At 64.9% G+C, this 17117-nt stretch carries 16 protein-coding genes; 3 read left to right on the forward strand and 13 right to left on the reverse strand.

Annotated elements, in window-relative coordinates; all coding sequences use genetic code 11:
- The 5 genes from waaA to AC0L3E_RS30665 form a co-directional block, all read right to left on the reverse strand.
- Positions 1-1317, reverse strand: a complete 1317-nt coding sequence (waaA, locus tag AC0L3E_RS30645; RefSeq protein ID WP_027038607.1) for a lipid IV(A) 3-deoxy-D-manno-octulosonic acid transferase — start codon at positions 1315-1317, stop codon at positions 1-3.
- Positions 1314-2105, reverse strand: coding sequence for a lysophospholipid acyltransferase family protein (locus AC0L3E_RS30650; RefSeq protein WP_473606407.1), 792 nt, complete (start codon positions 2103-2105; stop codon positions 1314-1316). The genes waaA and AC0L3E_RS30650 overlap by 4 nt, the downstream gene beginning before the upstream one ends.
- A 5-nt stretch (positions 2106-2110) precedes the next feature.
- Positions 2111-2356, reverse strand: a complete 246-nt coding sequence (locus AC0L3E_RS30655; RefSeq protein WP_127257990.1) for a DUF4170 domain-containing protein — start codon at positions 2354-2356, stop codon at positions 2111-2113.
- Between the two features lie 103 nt (positions 2357-2459).
- Positions 2460-3263 carry a 3'(2'),5'-bisphosphate nucleotidase CysQ gene (locus AC0L3E_RS30660; protein WP_473606408.1) on the reverse strand — a complete coding sequence of 268 codons (804 nt, stop codon included), beginning with the start codon at positions 3261-3263 and terminating at the stop codon, positions 2460-2462.
- A complete protein-coding gene (locus AC0L3E_RS30665; RefSeq protein WP_256748388.1) occupies positions 3250-4593 on the reverse strand; it encodes a TldD/PmbA family protein in 1344 nt (447 codons plus the stop codon). The genes AC0L3E_RS30660 and AC0L3E_RS30665 overlap by 14 nt, the downstream gene beginning before the upstream one ends.
- 166 nt (positions 4594-4759) lie before the next feature.
- Here AC0L3E_RS30665 and AC0L3E_RS30670 point away from each other — a divergent pair, with 166 nt between their 5' ends.
- Positions 4760-5176 carry a VOC family protein gene (locus AC0L3E_RS30670; protein WP_473606409.1) on the forward strand — a complete coding sequence of 139 codons (417 nt, stop codon included), beginning with the start codon at positions 4760-4762 and terminating at the stop codon, positions 5174-5176.
- Between the two features lie 23 nt (positions 5177-5199).
- On the opposite strand, the gene AC0L3E_RS30675 is transcribed toward AC0L3E_RS30670, so the two are convergent.
- Both AC0L3E_RS30675 and epmA read right to left on the reverse strand, forming a co-directional pair.
- Complete coding sequence (locus tag AC0L3E_RS30675; protein ID WP_473606410.1) at positions 5200-6450, reverse strand: NAD(P)/FAD-dependent oxidoreductase; 1251 nt, start codon at positions 6448-6450, stop codon at positions 5200-5202.
- Positions 6451-6563: 113 nt separating this feature from the next.
- Positions 6564-7604: an EF-P lysine aminoacylase EpmA gene (gene epmA, locus AC0L3E_RS30680; protein WP_128308911.1), complete on the reverse strand. Its 1041-nt coding sequence runs from the start codon at positions 7602-7604 to the stop codon at positions 6564-6566.
- Between the two features lie 117 nt (positions 7605-7721).
- On the opposite strand from epmA, the gene efp reads away from it, so the two are divergent.
- Positions 7722-8291, forward strand: a complete 570-nt coding sequence (gene efp / locus AC0L3E_RS30685; RefSeq protein WP_027038615.1) for an elongation factor P — start codon at positions 7722-7724, stop codon at positions 8289-8291.
- A 77-nt stretch (positions 8292-8368) separates the two neighbouring features.
- Here efp and AC0L3E_RS30690 read toward each other — a convergent pair whose 3' ends face one another.
- Positions 8369-9268 (reverse strand): HNH endonuclease, encoded by a 900-nt coding sequence (locus tag AC0L3E_RS30690; protein ID WP_473606411.1) that lies wholly within the window; start codon positions 9266-9268, stop codon positions 8369-8371.
- A gap of 223 nt (positions 9269-9491) precedes the next feature.
- On the opposite strand from AC0L3E_RS30690, the gene AC0L3E_RS30695 reads away from it, so the two are divergent.
- Positions 9492-10034 (forward strand): dihydrofolate reductase family protein, encoded by a 543-nt coding sequence (locus tag AC0L3E_RS30695; RefSeq protein ID WP_127321816.1) that lies wholly within the window; start codon positions 9492-9494, stop codon positions 10032-10034.
- 42 nt (positions 10035-10076) lie between these two features.
- On the opposite strand, the gene AC0L3E_RS30700 is transcribed toward AC0L3E_RS30695, so the two are convergent.
- The 5 genes from AC0L3E_RS30700 to AC0L3E_RS30720 form a co-directional block, all read right to left on the reverse strand.
- The gene (locus AC0L3E_RS30700; RefSeq protein WP_128309988.1) at positions 10077-10946 is read right to left on the reverse strand and encodes a patatin-like phospholipase family protein; all 870 of its coding nucleotides are present in this window, start codon (positions 10944-10946) and stop codon (positions 10077-10079) included.
- Between the two features lie 273 nt (positions 10947-11219).
- Positions 11220-12599 carry a M16 family metallopeptidase gene (locus tag AC0L3E_RS30705; protein ID WP_473606432.1) on the reverse strand — a complete coding sequence of 460 codons (1380 nt, stop codon included), beginning with the start codon at positions 12597-12599 and terminating at the stop codon, positions 11220-11222.
- Between the two features lie 190 nt (positions 12600-12789).
- Positions 12790-14178, reverse strand: a complete 1389-nt coding sequence (locus AC0L3E_RS30710) for a M16 family metallopeptidase (protein WP_473606412.1) — start codon at positions 14176-14178, stop codon at positions 12790-12792.
- A 139-nt stretch (positions 14179-14317) separates the two neighbouring features.
- The gene (gene rsmD, locus AC0L3E_RS30715; RefSeq protein ID WP_128310134.1) at positions 14318-14872 is read right to left on the reverse strand and encodes a 16S rRNA (guanine(966)-N(2))-methyltransferase RsmD; all 555 of its coding nucleotides are present in this window, start codon (positions 14870-14872) and stop codon (positions 14318-14320) included.
- Positions 14872-16896, reverse strand: a complete 2025-nt coding sequence (locus AC0L3E_RS30720) for a pseudouridine synthase (RefSeq protein ID WP_473606413.1) — start codon at positions 16894-16896, stop codon at positions 14872-14874. The genes rsmD and AC0L3E_RS30720 overlap by 1 nt, the downstream gene beginning before the upstream one ends.
- Positions 16897-17117 lie beyond the last annotated feature (221 nt).

Below are 17117 nucleotides of genomic sequence, written 5' to 3' on the forward strand. Positions count from 1 at the left end.
CTAGCGACCGTTCGCGCCCTTCAGGCGCGACTTGACGACCAACGGCTGGATGTAGGGCTCAAGCGATTTCAGCGTGCGCGCCAGCGCGCCACGCATCTCGTCGACGGTCGCCACACCCGCCGCCATCATCTCGTGGCGCGCCACTTCGTTGGTCAGCAGGAAATTGACGGCGCCGGCCAGCATGTCGCGATCGCGCACCAGCTTGGCGCCGCCGCTGTCGAGCAGACGCTGGTAGGCCTCGCGAAAATTCTGCACATTGCGCCCGGCGAGAACCGCGGTGTCGAGCATGGCCGGTTCCAGCGGGTTCTGGCCACCCTCGGAGGTCAGCGAGCGGCCGACGAAGGCGATTTCGGTCAGCCGGAGATAAAGTCCCATCTCGCCGATCGTGTCGCCGAGCAATATATCCGTGTCGGCGGCGATCCTGTCGCCCTTGCTGCGCCGCGCGACCTTCAGGCCCATGCCGGAAATCTGCGCCGCAAGCGCCTCGCCGCGATCGGGATGACGCGGAACGACGATCGTAAGGAGACCATGATGGCGTTTGTGCAGCGTCGCGTGGACTTCAGCCGCGACCACTTCCTCGCCGTCATGGGTCGAGATCGCCGCCCAGGTCGGGCGCGTGCCTATCTGCCGCCGCAGCGTCGCCAGCGCCCGTTCGTCGACGGGCGGCGGCGAGGTATCGACCTTGAGATTGCCCGATACGGTGACCGGCCGGGCGCCGAGCGCCAGAAACCGCTCGCCATCGACATCCGACTGCGCCACGACGTGAGCCAGGTTCTCGAACAACGCCTCGGCGATGTTGGCCCGTTTCTTCCACGACTTGAACGAGCGGTCGGACAGCCTGCCATTGACCAGCACCTGCGGCACGCGGCGCGCGCCAAGCTCGAGGATGGTCATCGGCCAGATCTCGGATTCGGCGATGATCGCCAGATCGGGCTGCCAGTGATCGAGGAACCGGCTGACCGCCGGCTTGAGATCGAGCGGTACGTATTGGTGGATGATCCGGTCACCGAGACGCTCATCGGCGACCTGCGCCGAGGTGACCGTGCCCGTCGTCAGCACGATGTTGACGCCGTAGTCGAGAATGCTTTCGACCAGCGGCACGACGGCGATGGTCTCGCCGACGCTCGCCGCGTGGATCCAGATCACCGGCCCGTCGGGGCGCGCGCGGCCGGCGACGCCATAGCGCTCGCGGCGGCGGTAGCGGTCTTCCTTGCCGCGCGAGGTGCGCCAGGCCACATAGGGCCCGACCAGCGGATAGGCGGCCGCACCTGCGAAACGGTATGCCGACAGCATGGCTCGCGCCCAGCGGCCGCTCATCGCGGAGCATCCACGAGACGGTAGGCCTCGGCGGTCGCGGCATTGAGCGCGGTCGTCACTTCCTGGCGCTTGCGCTCCATTTCGGCGTCATCGGCGCCGGCCGCCACGAAGATCGGCTGACCGATGACGATCGACGAACGGCCGAACGGCAGGTTGATGGTGGTCTTGTCCCAGCTCTTCTCCAGCACCTTGCGGCGGCTGGTGGTGATGGCGACAGGCACAAGCGGCCGGCCCGAGAGGCGAGCCAGGAGAACGATACCAAGCCCTGCGTCTCGTGGCGTGCCGTGCGGAATATCTGCGATCATGGCGACGTTCTTGCCGACGGCGAGCGACTTTTTCAGGGCGATAAGCGCTTTTGCCCCGCCCTTGTCGAGATGCCTGGCATTTTCGCGCCCGCCGGAGCCGCGCACTGCCTCGATGCCGAATTTTTCCAGCATCAAGGCGTTGAGCTCGGCATCAGCGCTGCGCGAAACCATGGCGACCAGCGGCTTGCGCTTGGGGTAATAGGCTGGCGTCAGCAGATGCTGGCCATGCCACAAGGCGATGATGCCAGGCTCGAATGCGGTATAGGCACCGCCCGAAAACCGTGCCGATCCCTCGACGACGCGATTGGTGAGGCGCACGAAGCGCACGAACTGGGCGAACAGGCTGGCGATGGCGTTCTTGACGAATCGCGACTGCGCCAGCGGTTGGCGAATCTTGCGCCAGAAGGCCTTGGTCGTGCGGCTGCGTCCCCTGCCCGTGGGCGCGGCATCGCTTGCTGGCCCTTTCGCCAGGTCATGCTCCATCGAAGTCAACCGGCAGCCTTGTTGTCGGGGTCCAGCAGCCGGTGCAGATGAACGACGAAGTAACGCATGTGGGCGTTGTCCACGCTGGCTTGCGCCTTGGCTTTCCACGCCGTGTGCGCGGATTGATAGTCGGGATAGATGCCGACGATATCGAGGCCCTCGAGATCGCGGAATTCGGTGCCGCCAAGCTTCTTGAGTTCGCCACCGAACACCAGATGCAAAAGCTGTTTCTTTCCGTCTTCCGCGGCCATGTCGGTCCTTCACATATCGTGAGTTTGTCACAGGTCTAGACCAAAGCCGCCAACTTTGGAACCTTTAGGGCGAGATGAATTCATCTCGCCGGGGAAAACGCCTTCACGCGTCCAGGCCGGCGATGACGCCGGCGAGCACGGCCAGCAATTCACCGCTGCCGGCAGCAAGGGCGCCGTGGCGGGTCACCTCGCCGGCATAAAGTGGAGCACGGCCATGCTGGTCGAGCAGCTGGCCGCCGGCCTCGCGCAGGATGAGGTCGGCCGCCGCGATATCCCAGTCATGCGCGCTCGGCTTGACGAAAGTGGCATCCAGCGAGCCATTGGCGATCATGGCCAGCCGATAGGCGAGCGAAGGGCTGTAGGGCGCCCGCTTCAGCCGCGCCTGCCATTCGGCCGGCATCAGGTCGGTCAACTGCTTCAGTCCGGAAATCTCGGCCGTGTCCGCCAGCTTGCGAACCGCAATGCGCTTGCCGTTGCGGAAGGCACCCTGGCCGGGCAGCGCCCAATAGGTTTCCTCCATCGCCGGGCATTCCAGCACGCCGGCCAGCGTACGGCCACGCTCGACGACGGCGACGCTGACGCACCAGGTGCGCTGGCCTTCCAGAAAACCGCGCGTGCCGTCGATCGGGTCGACGACGAAGGTGCGGCGTGCCGAAAGCCGGACCGGATCGTCGACCGTCTCTTCCGACAGCCAGCCATAATCGGGCCGCGCCGCCAGCAATGTTTCGCGCAGATAGGCGTCGGCGGCGTGGTCGGCCTCGCTGACCGGCGATGTGCCGCCCTTCATCCAGACTTGCGGGCTGTTGCCGAAGTAGCGCATGGCGATGAGCCCCGCCTCGCGGGCGGCATCGCGCAGCAGCGGCAAATCTTCGGTGGCCCCGGCTATGGGGAGGTCATGCTCCGGCAAGGGTCATGCCTTCGATCAGGAGCGTTGGGGCGGCGGTGCCGAAATTGCGGTCGAGGTCATCGGCCGGCACCATGTTGAGGAACATCGTCTTCAGGTTCGACGCGATGGTGACCTCGGCGACCGGATAGGCCAGTTCACCGTTCTCGATCCAGAAACCCGAGGCGCCACGGCTGTATTCGCCGGTGACCATGTCGACGCCTTGGCCGAACACTTCGGTGACGTAGAAGCCGGTCCTGAGCGATTTGATCAGCTCTTCCGGCGACCGCTCGCCCGGTTCGATGGCGAGATTGGTGGAGGATGGCGTCACGGAGGAGCCGCCGCGCGCGCCGCGGCCGTTGGTGACGAGGCCCAGTTCCCTTGCAGCCGAGGTCGACAGGAACCAGTGGTTGAGCACGCCCTTCTCGACCATCAACAGCTTTTCGCCCTCGACGCCTTCGCCATCGAACGGACGCGAGGCCTGGCCACGCCGCCTGAGCGGCTCGTCGGTGACGGTGATGGCGGAGGCGGCCACCTGCTTGCCCATCATGTCGCGCAGGAACGAGGTCTTGCGCGCGACCGAAGCGCCGTTGATGGCGCCGGCCAGATGGCCGGCGATGCCGCGCGCGACGCGTGGGTCCAACACGACGTCGACCGGCCCGGTCGCTGCCTTGCGCGCGCCGATGCGGCGCACCGCGCGTTCTCCGGCCTTGCGGCCGATGTCCTCGGGCGCATCGAGATCGGCAAAGTGCTGGCGCGATGAGAATTCATAGTCGCGCTCCATGCCGGTGCCCTCGCCGGCGATGACGCTGGCCGAGCGCGAGAACCGCGAGCCGACATAGTGGCCGAGGAAGCCGTGCGAGGTGGCCAGCACCAGGCCGCCGAGGCCGGCACCGGCGCTGGCGCCGGCCGAATTGGTCACGCCCTTGACGCCAAGCGCTGCCGCCTCCGCCGCCAATGCGGCTTCCTTCAACTGGTCGGCGGACACCTCGGTGGCGTCGAACAGATCGAGATCGCGTGTCTGTTTGGCCAGCAATGCCGGGTCGGCCAACCCCTGATAGGGATCCTCAGGCGACACTCTCGCCATGGAAACAGCGCGTTCGGCCAGCGTTTTCGGGTCGGACGCCGCTGTCGCCGAGACACTCGCCACGCGGCCGCCGACGAAAACACGCAGCGCCACATCCTCGCTCTCGGAGGCTTCCGTAGCCTCGACCTTGCCGAGACGCACCGACACGCCGGTCGAGCGGCCGCGCACGGCCACCGCGTCGGCGGCATCGGCGCCGGCCTTTTTGGCAGCCTCGACCAGAGCCGCGACGCGGTCGGTCAATTTTGCTGCGTCTGATATATCGGTCATGCCTGAAATCCTGCTGGTGCGGCCGGTGTGCGGCCGTTGCCCACCCATCTATTGTTCCGGTCCGGCTTGTGCAATGGCATAGGCTTCAATCAAAATGCAGGGTGGGCGGTTCAAATCGCGAACCCTGTCACGCAAAATCGGTTCGCAGCCTGCACGGAGCATTTCGATGACGCCTTTCCATCTCGCCTTCCCGGTCCGTGATCTCGATGAAACCCGCGTTTTCTATGGCGAGGTGCTGGGCTGTGCGATCGGCCGTTCATCCGCGACCTGGGTCGATTTCGACCTCTACGGCCACCTGATGTCGGCGCATCTGCGTCCGCAGGCCGCACAGGCCCCCAGTGACGGCAGGGTCGACGGCATTGTCGTGCCGATTCCGCATTTCGGCGCGGTGCTGCTGATGGACGACTGGCAGCGCCTGGCGACGCGGCTGGAGGCGCGCGACGACATCGACTGGCTGGAACGGCCGATGGTGCGTTTCAAGGGCGAACCCGGCGAACAGGCAACGCTGTTCATCCGCGACCCCTCGGGCAATGCCCTGGAATTCAAGGGTTTTCGCTCGCTGGAGCAGATTTTCGCGCACTAACTCAGATCGAGGGCATCGGTCGATCAACGGCCGAAACGGCCCGCCGCGAAAGGTGCGAGCCGAGCCGGATCGCCGCGTCCGCCGATCAAGTCGGCGACCAGCCGCGCGGTGATCGGAGCCAGCGTCAGGCCGAGATGGCCGTGCCCGAAAGCATGAATTACGCGGGAGCTGCCGTGCGAAGCGCCGATGACCGGCCTGGAATCCGGCAGAGATGGCCGGAAGCCGAGCCAATGCGAGGCAGGCGAGCCGAGCCTGGGAAAAATTTGCCTGGCGCCACGGTCAAGCAGCGCCAGCCGGCGCGGATTTGGCGGCGCGACCAGGCCGCCGAGTTCGACGGTGCCGGCGACCCGCAAGCGGCCAGCCATCGGCGTCAGGTAGAAACCAAGATCGACGGGACAGACAGGTCGGTTGAGCAGCGGCGCGTCGGTCTGGAATTCCAGATGGTAGCCGCGCTCGGTCTCGAGCGGAATCCTGTCGCCGGCCTGCGCGGCCAGTGCGCGCGACCGTGCACCGGCGGCGATCACCACCGTGCCAGCCTTGATGCGAACGCCGGGTCCGCTGAGCTGGACACCGTCAGCTTCGACCTGCAGTCCGGTGATCTCAGCCTGCTTCACCGATGCACCACGGGCACTCACCGCGCCCAGCAACCGCCGCATCACCATTGCCGGATCGGTGACATTGATCGAATCGGGAAAATACACGCCATGCGCTGCTGTCGCCGGCAGGCCCGGCTCAAGCGCCGCCACCTCTTCGGGAGTCAGCACCTCTTGGTGGATGCCAAGCCCAGCGCGCATTGCCCGGCCGCCGGCGCCAGCGGCAAAATCGCTCTCGCGGCGATAGAGGTAAAGACAGCCATTGCGGCGCAGCTGGTCCTCCAGCCCGGCCTCCCCGGCCATGTCTTCCCAGGCCGGGAGGGCGTCGGCCAGCAGTCCGGCGAGCGCCAGCGCATTGGCCCGGGTGGCCGCCGGCAGCGATTGCCGCATGAACCGAACGAGCCATGGCGCCAGCTGCAGCAGCGCTGGCCAGCGCAGCGAAAACGGGCTGTCGGGATCAAGCAGCAGCTTTGGCAACGCCCGCAGCACCGCAGGAGTGCCGACCGGCATGCAGGCATATTCGGCGATCGTTCCGGCATTGCCTGATGACGCGCCGGAGCCCGGCTCGTTCGGATCGATGAGCAGGACTTCGCGGCCGTCCGCGACAAGGCGAAGTGCCGTCGCCAGCCCGACAACTCCGGCGCCGACAATGGCGATTTCGACCGTTTCAGAAGCAGCCACTGTAGATCTTCCCGATTGACCGTGAAATCCAGTACCGGTCATGTGGTCTCTTGGTTCGGGGTCACGGTCCAGTCTTGATCCCTGGAATCGAATAGGCCAGATCTTTCCGCGCCTCAGGCAACAGGCGTCCAGATCACGTCCTCGATTTTTTGCGCGCCTGTCGCCAGCATGACGAGCCGGTCGAAGCCGAGCGCGATGCCGCTGGCCGGCGGCATGATGGCAAGGGCGGCGAGGAAATCCTCGTCCAGCGGATAGCGCTCGCCATAGATGCGCTGCTTCTCGTCCATCTCGATGATGAAGCGCCGGCGCTGCTCCTTGGCGTCGGTCAGTTCGCCAAAGCCGTTGGCGAGCTCGACGCCGCAGCAATAGAGCTCGAAACGCTCCGCCACGCGCGGGTCGCGTGGGCTCGGCCGTGCCAGTGCCGCCTCGGCCACCGGATATTCGCACAGGATGGTCGTTCGTCCCTGCCCGAGGAATGGCTCGATTTTTTCCACCATCACCCGGCTGAACAGGTCGGCCCAGCTGTCGTCGGGCGCGGTACGCATGCCGGCCCGGATCAAGGCGGCGTATAGCGCGTCGCGATCGGTGCTGCCGTCGGCGGCGACCGTGGCCAGCAGATCGATGCCGGCATGGCGAGAGAAGGCATCTGCCACCGTCAGCCGTTCCGGCTCGGCGAACGGATCGCAGTCGCGGCCACGAAACGAGAAAAGAGTAGCCCCTGCCCTTGTCGCGGCCAGCGCCAGGAAGGCCGCGCAATCCAGCATCAGGCTCTCATAGGCTTCGCCCACGCGATACCATTCGAGCATGGTGAATTCGGGATGGTGCAAGGCGCCGCGCTCGCGGTTGCGATAGACCGGACCGAAGCTGAATATCCTGACCTCACCGGCGGCGAGCAGCTTCTTGCAGGCGAATTCCGGCGAGGTGTGGAGATAGAGCGGTGACCGGGCACCGTCCGGTCCGACCGCTTCGGTGGCGAAAGCCGCCAGATGCGCCTCGTTGCCGGGTGAGACCTGTAGCGCGGCCGTCTGCACCTCGACGAAATCATGGGCGGCGAACCAGTCGCGCAGGCTGGCGGCGATGCCGTTGCGCAGCATCAGCCGCGGGCGGCGGTCGGCGTGAACGTCAGGCGTCCACCAGGGCGAAGCTTCGGTCATGCGGCGAGGAACATGGTGGAAGGGGGCTGGCGGCGGCGGCCAAGATGCGCTAGGCCCCCATCCAGCGCCGCACAAGCCGGCAAACGCCAGTCAACTCTTCTTGCAGGATTTAAAACCGTGGTGAAAGTCATCGCCAGTTCGCTCCGCAAAGGCAACGTCGTCGACAAGGACGGCAAGCTTTATGTGATCCTCTTTGCCGAAAACATCCACCCAGGCAAGGGCACGCCTGTAACGCAGCTCGACATGCGCCGCATCGGCGACGGGGTGAAGGTTTCGGAACGCTACCGCACCACCGAACAGGTGGAGCGCGCCTATGTGGAAGAGCGCGAGCACACGTTCCTGTATCGCGACGGCGAAGGCTTTCATTTCATGAACCCGGAAAGCTACGACCAGGTCGCGGTGTCGGAAGCCGTGGTCGGCGACATGGCGCCTTACCTGCTGGAAGGCATGGCCGTGCAGGTGTCGCAGTTCAACGGCATTGCCATTTCCCTGGTGCTGCCGCAGCGCGCCACCTTCGAAGTGGTGGAAACCGAGCCGACAACCAAGGGCCAGACGGCCTCGTCATCCTACAAGCCGGCCGTGCTGTCCAACGGCGTGCGCACCCTAGTGCCGCCGCACATAGCGCCGGGCACCCGCGTGGTGGTGATGACGGCCGATGGGGCCTATGTGGAGCGGGCGAAGGACTGAGGGGGGCTCTTCCCGCTTAAAGGAGGCCCGTAAGCAAAGCCTTCCCATGGATAGGCGGGGCAGCTTCGAGACACCGCCTATTGCTTGAAACAGTGCTCGCGATGCCATTGCAAGAAATGAGGATGCGGGCGTTCGAGCTGTCGGCGAGGCGGAAGCGCGCGGCGCGTCCTGTTTATGAAGCCCTGCACGCTGTCGAAGTCATTGACCTGTCTGGAGATCAGGATTTCCAAATCGTCCGACAGGCTGATCAATCCACGGTCGAACATCCAATGCGCAGTGCCGGACAGTGCGATCCCATTGTTGACGACATCAGGCCCGTTCGCCTCAACCGGTCGAATATGTGCGGCAGAAACCTCTGCTCGGCCTCCGCCATTTATCAGCTTGAGACCTGTGATCGCGCAGCGCTCGTCATAGGCACGTAAGACGACTCGACGAAAAATGCGGTCCCGCACGATTCGCGATCCGATGTAGCTTACGCGGTCACGACTCTGCTCGAATTCGAATGGCGCCTGCTCATCCTGAAAGCCGGCAGATATGCCGACCTCATCAACGCGCGGCAGCAACAACTCATTCGTATCCAGGCCCAGATCGATGATCCGGTTGAAGTCACCTGGGCTGAGTGCGCGGACAGCAGATTGGGCGCGGCCAGAAATCCGTCCCTCATCATTGAGCAGGCCTCGTTCGACGGGACCGTCAGATCCGCTAAATGGAACAGGATTGACGAAATCGAGGTAGCTTCCGGGCTCAATCAGCGCGAGATGCATGTCAGGCGTTACCGGATCGGGGATGATCTGCTGGACTTTCGCTACAGCGTAATAGCCCCGTGTATCGTTTACCTTGCTGGGCTCGTAGTAGATAATCCACTTGCCGACACACGCTTCAACGCGGCGCAGATACGGGCGAGGAAACTGGTATTGCTCTGCGGGGCGATCGTTGTATCGCGAATCCGAGCGATGAATGAAAACCCCGAATCCCATGAATCTTCCTGCAATGCGTTCTTGGGAATAACTACTTCAGATGTGGCATCAAAATCCGAACTTTGGGGTTTAGTCCAGGCGGCGGTCGCCCTTCCCCATGGTATCGGTCTTTCGCAGCCTCGCGCTGAAGCGCCACACTACAACGAAGCGCAGCAATATATTTCAGGAAGCCTGTCGCAAAGCGCCCACGCGGTTCGTCCTTTGACGGAAGAAGGAGAGCGCTATGCGAAAACTCATCGTCACCGAATTCATCAGCGTCGATGGCATTGCCGAGGTCGAGAAGCTGCCCAGCGTGACCTGGAACGACGAGATGAACAGGTTCAAGGAAGACGAGCTTGCCGACAGCGGCGCCATGCTTTTGGGGCGCACGACCTATGAGATCTTTGCCGGCTCCTGGCCAACGGAAACCGGAGATTTTGCCGACCGGTTCAACGCGCTGCCTAAATATGTCGCCTCGACCAGCCTGAAGGCGCTCGACTGGAAGCCGGCCGAATTGCTGAAAGGGCCTCTGCCGGAAGCGGTCAGGACGCTGAAGCAAGGCAGCGGCGGCAACATCTACGTGCATGGCAGCCTCAGCGTCGCGCAGGAATTGCTGCGCCACGGCCTGGTCGAGCGCGTCAGGCTGCTCAGCTATCCAGGCACCGTCGGCCAGGGCAAGCCGCTATTCCCAATCGGTGAGCCGGTGACGCTCGACCTGATTTCCGCAAAACCATTTAGCAACGGCGTGGTGGCGCTAGAGTATGCACCGGTGACGGCGAAATCGTAGGTCGGTTGGGCTCTCTCCTCTCAGGTGAAGGAAAGATGCACCTCACCCGACCTGCTTTCCCCGCCTCCCCTTGATGGCGGCGCTATTCCTCGCCTCAACCACCTTCTCCACCTGCCGCTTCAGCTCGTCCTTGATATCCACCGTTTCGTTCATCAAGGCGTCGATCTTCAGGAAATCGAGGACGCGGTATCTCGAGACTGCCGGGCGGACCAGGATGTCGGGGCGGCATTGTTTCAGCTTGTTGGCGGTGATCGACTGCATCATCAATTGCGTGGCGCCGAACATCAGGTCGACGGAGGTCGGCTGTTTGCGGTCGGCCTCTTCCGGCGCGCCGACCACGTCGACGCCGATGATGATGTCGGCGTCGTTCTCGATCAGGTCGAACGGCACGGGATTGTAGATGCCGCCGTCGATCAGCAGCCTGCCGTCGCGCGTCACCGGCCGGAACACGGCGGGGATGGCGGCCGAGGCCGCCAGCGCCGAGTGCAGGTCGCCGTCCTCGAAGACGGCCAGCTTGTGGCCGAAATAGTCGGTCGCCGTCACCTTCAGCGGGATTTGCAGCTCGCCGAAGGTTTCGGGAATGGCTTCGGGCAGAAAGGCTTTCAGGATGCGCTCGACGTTGAACTGGCTGACGCGGATGCCGCCCTGCATGGCTTCGGCGATGGTGCCCGGCCGCGCCCGCCACATGCGGCTCGCCACTTGGGCGCGGCGGCCGAGGATCGAGCGGGCATAGTCGTGGATGTCCTTGCCGGTCATACCCGATGCCATGCCGGCGCCCATGATGGCGCCGATCGACGAGCCGGCAATCGCCACGGGCTTGATGCCCAACTCGTCCAGCGCCTCGATGACATGGATATGCGCCAACCCGCGCGCGCCGCCGCCGCCGAAGGCGATGCCGAAGCTAGGCGCCATTTTGCGTGACTCCTGCCTCGTTTCTGGCCGGCGACGGAGACCGCCAATTGTTGAAGTTGGCGCCGCCCCTCACCTGCCTGCCGGCATCCTCTCCCCGTATAGTGACGGGGAGAAGGGTGCTGCCATCGCCGATTTCGCCAATCACCAAGGTTGCAAGGTGGGGGCCGAGGTTGCGGCCACCCCCCTTCTCCCCGTTACCATACGGGGAGAAGTGCCCGGCAGGGCGATGAGGGGCGGCGCCGGCGTCCGGAAAAGAGAAATGCGCGCCCGCTCTCATCCCTTGCCGGCTCCTGCCAGCTTCGGCCCGATGACCATGATGGTCGGCTCGGCGGTCAGCAGCTTCTTCGCCGCCGCCTTGACCTGGTCGAGCGTCACCGCGTTGATGTAGCCGGCGCGGCGCTGCATGTAGTCGATGCCGAGATCGTCGAGCTGCAACTCGACCAGCGTCGAGGCGATGGCGCTGGACGAGTCCAGATTGTTGATGGCGTAGGCGCCGATCATGTATTTCTTGGTGGCCGCCAGCTCCGCTTCGGTCGGGCCTTCTTCGGCCAGTCGCTTGACCACGTCGCGGATGATGCCGAGCGTTTCGGACGCACGGTCGGAGCGGGTGCCGGTGCTGACGATCAGCGCGCTGGCGTGGTCCTGGTTGATGAGCGAGGAGTTGACGCTGTAGGCCAGCCCGCGCTTCTCGCGCACCTCCTGGAACAGGCGCGAGGTGAAGGTGCCGCCGCCAAGAATCTCGTTCATCAGCACGGCGGGGAAGAAATCCGCCGCCTTGCGTTTCACGCCGGGAAAAGCGAGCTGCAGGGAGGTCTGCGGCAGGTCGTAGTCGACCTCGATATGCTGCGCCAGCTTCGGGTCGATATCGGCCACCGGCCTGAGCGCCTGGTTTTGCGGCAGGTCGCCGAACACCATGTCGAGCTTCTTCTTCAGCGTCTCCGCGTCGATGGCGCCGACCACGGCGACACGCAGGCCGCCGCGAGCGAAGACCGCTTTGTGCAAGGCATTGAGATCATCGCGCGTGATGGTGGTGATGCTTTCCTTGGTGCCCTGGTCGGAGCGGGAATAGGGATGATCGCCATAGAGGGCGCGCGCCCATTTGTTCTGCGCCACCGTGTCGGGATCGTTTTCGCCGGCGACGATGCCGGACAGGATCTGGGAGCGGATGCGGTCGATCGGCAGCTGGTCGAAGCGCGGCTCGTTGACCGCCAGCCGCAACAGGTCGAAGGCCTGGTCGCGCTGCTCGGCCAGCATGCGCATCGAGCCGTAGATGCCGTCGCGGCTCTCGTCGAAGCTCATCTCGGCGCCGGCATCGTCGAGCTTGATCTGGAAGTCTTCACTGTCGAGCGGGCCGGCGCCTTCGTCGAACAGGCCGGTCATCAGATTGGCCAGCCCTTCCTTGCCGACCGGATCCTGCGTCGAGCCGCCGCCGAAGACGAAGCGGATGGCGACAACCGGCACGGAATAGTCCTCGACCAGCCAGGCGGTGATGCCCTTTGGCGAGGTGACGGACTGGATATCCATGGCCCGCGCGGTGAGTGCCGGCAGGATGAGGAAGAGGATGGAGAGAAGTAAAGTGATCAGCGGGGCGATAGCGCGGCTCGGGGTGGTCGTTCCAAACGAACAATTGTCGAAGTCGGCGCCGCCCCTCATCGCCCTGCCGGGCACTTCTCCCCGTATAGTGACGGGGAGAAGGAGGCTGGCCGCAACCTCGGCGTCCGTCTTGCAACCATGGTGATTGGCGAAACCGGCGATGGCGGCGCCCCTCTCCCCGTCACTGTACGGGGAGAGGATGCCGGCAGGCAGGTGAAGGGCAGCGCCAACGCTCGATCTCTTCATCAAATCAATTCCCCGCCTGTTGCTGCGGCAGCAAATAACCGGTGGTCGACCGGGCGAGCACGAGATAGCGCGCGGCGACGGCCTTGACCTCGTCTGCCGTGACCTTGCGGATGCGGTCCGTCCACTGCTGGAGGTCCTGAACATTGCCGCCGGTGGCAAGCGTCGAGCCATAGATGTTGGCCATGGAATCCTGCTTGTCGCGGGCAAAGGTCATCGACCTGACATAGCGGTCCTTGGCCTTTTCCAGCTCCGAAGGCGTGACGCCATCCTTGACGATGCGCACCACTTCGGCATCGACCGCCGCTTCGACGTCGGAGATTTTGGCATCCCCGCGCGGCGCGCCATAGACGGTGAAGTTGGTGTCGTCGAGCATGGTGCCCTGGAAAAAGGCGCCGGCGCTGGATGCGATACCTTGCTGGACGACGAGCGCCTGGTAGAGCCGGCTGCGATTGCCGCCGCCGAGGATCTCCGCCAAGAGGTCGAGCGCTTCCGCCTCGCCCGGCTTGCCTGTGTGATAGGACGGCACCACCCATTGGGTGGAAAAGCTCGGCACGCTGACGCGGGCATCGGCGAGCGTCACCGTGCGCTTGGTGTTCTGCTCCGGCTCGACCGGACGGATGCGCGGCGGCAGATCGGGGCCGCGCGCCACCTTGCCATAGGTCTTTTCGGCCAGCGCCCGCACCGTATCCGGTTCGACATCGCCGGCAACGATCAGCACCGCGTTGTTGGGCCGGTAGTATTTGTCGTAGAAGGCGACAGCGTCGGCGCGGTTCAGCTGCTGCATCTCCTGCATCCAGCCGATGACCGGAATGCGATAGGGCTGGTTCTGCCACAGCGTCGCATCGACCTCCTCGTCCAGCACGGCCTCGGGGCTGTTGTCGATGCGCGAGCGGCGCTCCTCGAGGATGACATCGCGCTCGGTCTTGATGACATCGTCGGTGAGTATGAGATTGCGCATGCGATCGGCCTCGAAGCTCATCATCAACTCGAGTGCCGACGGTGCCACCGTCTCGTGGAAGGCGGTGTAGTCGTAGGAGGTGAAGGCGTTGTTGGAGCCGCCGATATCGGAGATGGCGCGGTCGAACTCGCCCGCCGCATGGTTGGTCGTCGCCTTGAACATCAGATGTTCGAAGAAATGGGCAATGCCGGATTTGCCGGGCGGCTCGTCGGCGCTGCCGATCTTGTACCAGACCATGTGGGTGACGATCGGCGCACGGTGGTCGGGAATGACGACCACCTCCATGCCGTTGTCGAGCAGGAAATCCGTGACCTTGAACTCGGCCGGAACCGTGTTGGGCAAGACGGGGCTCTCGGCCGCCACCGGGCTGGTCATGACAAAAGCCAAAGAGGACGCCAACAGCGTTCCGCGCAGCCATTCAATCCTGGATGTCATCAACGGCTCCGGTTCTGTCTGCAGACGATAGGCAAGGTACTGGCGACAAGCAAAGTTAATTGTTGGTCATTTTAGAGGCGGAGCTCGGTTCCTCGCCCCCGTGAAGCGGGGGAGAGGAACCGCCAATCGCGAAGGCGTATCAGGCCGCCTCGATAAAGCGGATGACGGTCTCGCCATAGTTGCGCTCGTCCAGCACGGAAAAGCCGGGGCCCGGCTCGAAGGGCGCCACTGCCGCCTCTTCGACCACGCACAGCGCGCCAGGGCGAAGCCAGCCGCCGGCTTTCGCCGACTGCAAGGCGCGCTCGCCAAGGCCCTTGCCATAGGGCGGGTCGGCAAAGACGAGGCCGAACGGCGCCAGCGTGCCCGCTTCGCCAAGGCCGGTGGCATCGCGGCGGAAGATCTTGGTGCGGCCGGTCAGGCCGAAGGCCTCGACATTGTCGCGGATCAGGCCACGGCCTTCGGCCGATTCCTCGATGAAGACGCCATAGGAGGCACCGCGCGACAGGGCTTCCAGCCCCAGCGCACCGGTGCCGGCGAACAGGTCGAGCACGCGCGCGCCGTCCAATTGCGCGGCAAAGCGATGCGCCAGCACGTTGAAGACCGCCTCGCGGGTGCGATCGGTCGTCGGCCGGATGGCGTCGCTGCGCGGCGTGGCCAGCGGACGCCCGCGAAACTCACCGCCGACGATCCGCATTACTTGCCCTTGGGGCCGCCGCGCGGCCGCTCACCGCGTGTGCTGGTCGGACGGTCGCCGCGCGGCTTGCCGAACGGCTTTGCGCCGGCCGGTTTACCATAGGTCGGTTTGAACGATGCCTTTCGCGCCTTTGCTTCAGCGGCCTTGGCTGCGTCTGCATCGGCCCTGCCCTTGCCGATCGGCCGCGCGCCCGGTGCCATCCAGACATTGGCCTTGCGCTGGCCGGGCGGCTCGATCGGCCGCTGCTCGCGCTCGGATTTCTTGCCGCCGCCCGGCTTGCCGCCAAAAGCACCACGCGGTTTGTCACCAAAGCCACCGCGAGGCTTGTCGCCGAAGCCGCCGCGCGGCTTGTCGCCGAAGCTGCGTTCGGGGCGCGGGCCGCGTTCGCCAAAACTCTTCTCCGCGCTTCTGTCGGGACTTGTCGACAGTTTGCCCAGCGCCTCGTCGCGGCTGCCTTCGCGGCGTTTGCGGTTCTTGATCAAACCGCCCTCGCCGATCGGGCGGCGCTCACCGTCGCGGGTGAACTTAGGCCGCTCCGGCTCCGGCTCGCGAACTTCGGTGCGCCGCACCGGTTTGTTGGAAAACGGCTTGGTGACATCGGCGTCGAAATTGGCGCCGGATTCCTCGACCAGGCGCTCGCCGAGCTGGTCACGCAGCACGCGCCCCTTGATCTCCAGCACATGGCCCTCGGCGAGGTCATCGAGTTGGAACGGCCCGTAGGAGATGCGTATCAGCCGCGTCACGTCTAGGCCGAGCGAGCCGAGAATGTTTCTGACTTCGCGGTTCTTGCCCTCGCGCAGGCCGATCGTCAGCCAGGCATTGGTGCCTTGCTCGCGGTCGAGCGTCGCTTCGATGGCACCGTAGAACACGCCGTCGACGGCAATGCCTTCACGCAGGCCGGCAAGCGCGCTTTCCTCGACCTTGCCGTGGACGCGCACGCGGTAGCGGCGCAGCCAGCCGGTGGCCGGCAGTTCGAGCACGCGCGACAGGCCGCCATCATTGGTGAGCAGCAGCAGGCCTTCGGTGTTGATGTCGAGCCGGCCGATGGTCATCAGCCGCGGCAATTCAGCCGGCAGCACGTCGAAGACGGTCTTGCGGCCCTCGGGATCGCGGTTGGTGGTGACGACGCCGGCCGGCTTGTGGAACAGGAACAGCCGGGTGCGCTCGATCGGCGGGATTTCCATGCCGTCGAGATGGATGATGTCATCAGGCATGACGTTGAAGGCCGGCGAAGTCAGGGCGCGGCCATTGACCTTGACGCGGCCGGCGGCGATCAGCTCCTCGGCATCGCGGCGCGAGGCCAGGCCGGCGCGGGCCAGCCGCTTGGCGATGCGCTCGCCTGCCTCTTCCGCGCCCTCGGCGGGACGCGGGCGTGGCTTGAAGCTGCCGTCTGACGCGCCTTGCGGCCGATCGTTGAAATCCCGCTTCGGGCGATCGCCGAAGTCACGCTTGGGGCGGTCGGCGAAGTCACGCTTCGGTCGATCGCCGCCGTCGCGCGGCGCGCGGTCACTGAAATCACGCGTGGGACGGTCGAAACGCTTTTCGCCGCCCGCTGCCGCCGCAGCCGGTCGGTCGCCCCGCGGTGCATAGGGCTTGCGCGGCCCCTCGCGCTTTTCATAGGGCTTGCGCTCGCCTTCGGCGGCCACCGGGCGATCGCCACGGGGCGCATAAGGCTTGCGCGGCCCCTCGGGCTTTTCATAGGGCTTGCGCTCGCCTTCGGCGGCCACCGGGCGATCGCCGCGCGGTGCATAAGGCTTGCGCGGCCCCTCGCGCTTTTCAAAAGGCTTGCCTTCGGGACGCGGGCCTTTGTTGAAAGGCTTGTCCCCGCCCTTGAAATCGCGCTTCGGCCGCTCGCCATCGGCAGCCATCGGCCGATCGCCACGCGGTGCGTAAGGTTTCTTGGCGCCAAAGGACGGCTTGCCGCCCTTGCCCGCGGCGCCATCACGGCTGCGCGGTCCCGCGGGTTTCGGCCCACTCTTGGCCGGACCCTTCCTGGGTCGGAATTTCTTGTCGTTGTCGTCCATGTGGCCTTTATCCGTTTGCGCTGCTACAGCGTGGCGCATCCTTTCGGGCGCGCAACGAACGCTGTAGCACTTTTGATGTGGCGCATGATCATTTTCGAAAACCGAGTCCCGATTTTCGAGGTCCTGCGCTCAATAACAGGATCACTGGAGTTTGTCAGGGAAAAGTGGAGACCGGTTTTTCCAAAAAGACAAACGAAAATCAACGGCCTGGAGCAAGTGCG

The sequence above is a fragment of the Mesorhizobium sp. WSM4822 genome, from assembly GCF_055811155.1.

Excerpts from the sequence above, each read along its gene's own strand:
- AC0L3E_RS30665 (WP_256748388.1), bottom strand. The coding sequence starts at position 4,593 with ATGACCGATATATCAGACGCAGCAAAATTGACCGACCGCGTCGCGGCT.
- AC0L3E_RS30720 (WP_473606413.1), bottom strand. The coding sequence starts at position 16,896 with ATGGACGACAACGACAAGAAATTCCGACCCAGGAAGGGTCCGGCCAAG.
- AC0L3E_RS30695 (WP_127321816.1), top strand. The coding sequence starts at position 9,492 with ATGCGAAAACTCATCGTCACCGAATTCATCAGCGTCGATGGCATTGCC.
- AC0L3E_RS30705 (WP_473606432.1), bottom strand. The coding sequence starts at position 12,599 with ATGAGGGGCGGCGCCGACTTCGACAATTGTTCGTTTGGAACGACCACC.
- AC0L3E_RS30700 (WP_128309988.1), bottom strand. The coding sequence starts at position 10,946 with ATGGCGCCTAGCTTCGGCATCGCCTTCGGCGGCGGCGGCGCGCGCGGG.
- AC0L3E_RS30655 (WP_127257990.1), bottom strand. The coding sequence starts at position 2,356 with ATGGCCGCGGAAGACGGAAAGAAACAGCTTTTGCATCTGGTGTTCGGT.
- epmA (WP_128308911.1), bottom strand. The coding sequence starts at position 7,604 with ATGACCGAAGCTTCGCCCTGGTGGACGCCTGACGTTCACGCCGACCGC.
- AC0L3E_RS30690 (WP_473606411.1), bottom strand. The coding sequence starts at position 9,268 with ATGGGATTCGGGGTTTTCATTCATCGCTCGGATTCGCGATACAACGAT.
- waaA (WP_027038607.1), bottom strand. The coding sequence starts at position 1,317 with ATGAGCGGCCGCTGGGCGCGAGCCATGCTGTCGGCATACCGTTTCGCA.
- AC0L3E_RS30710 (WP_473606412.1), bottom strand. The coding sequence starts at position 14,178 with ATGACATCCAGGATTGAATGGCTGCGCGGAACGCTGTTGGCGTCCTCT.
- rsmD (WP_128310134.1), bottom strand. The coding sequence starts at position 14,872 with ATGCGGATCGTCGGCGGTGAGTTTCGCGGGCGTCCGCTGGCCACGCCG.
- AC0L3E_RS30670 (WP_473606409.1), top strand. The coding sequence starts at position 4,760 with ATGACGCCTTTCCATCTCGCCTTCCCGGTCCGTGATCTCGATGAAACC.
- AC0L3E_RS30650 (WP_473606407.1), bottom strand. The coding sequence starts at position 2,105 with ATGGAGCATGACCTGGCGAAAGGGCCAGCAAGCGATGCCGCGCCCACG.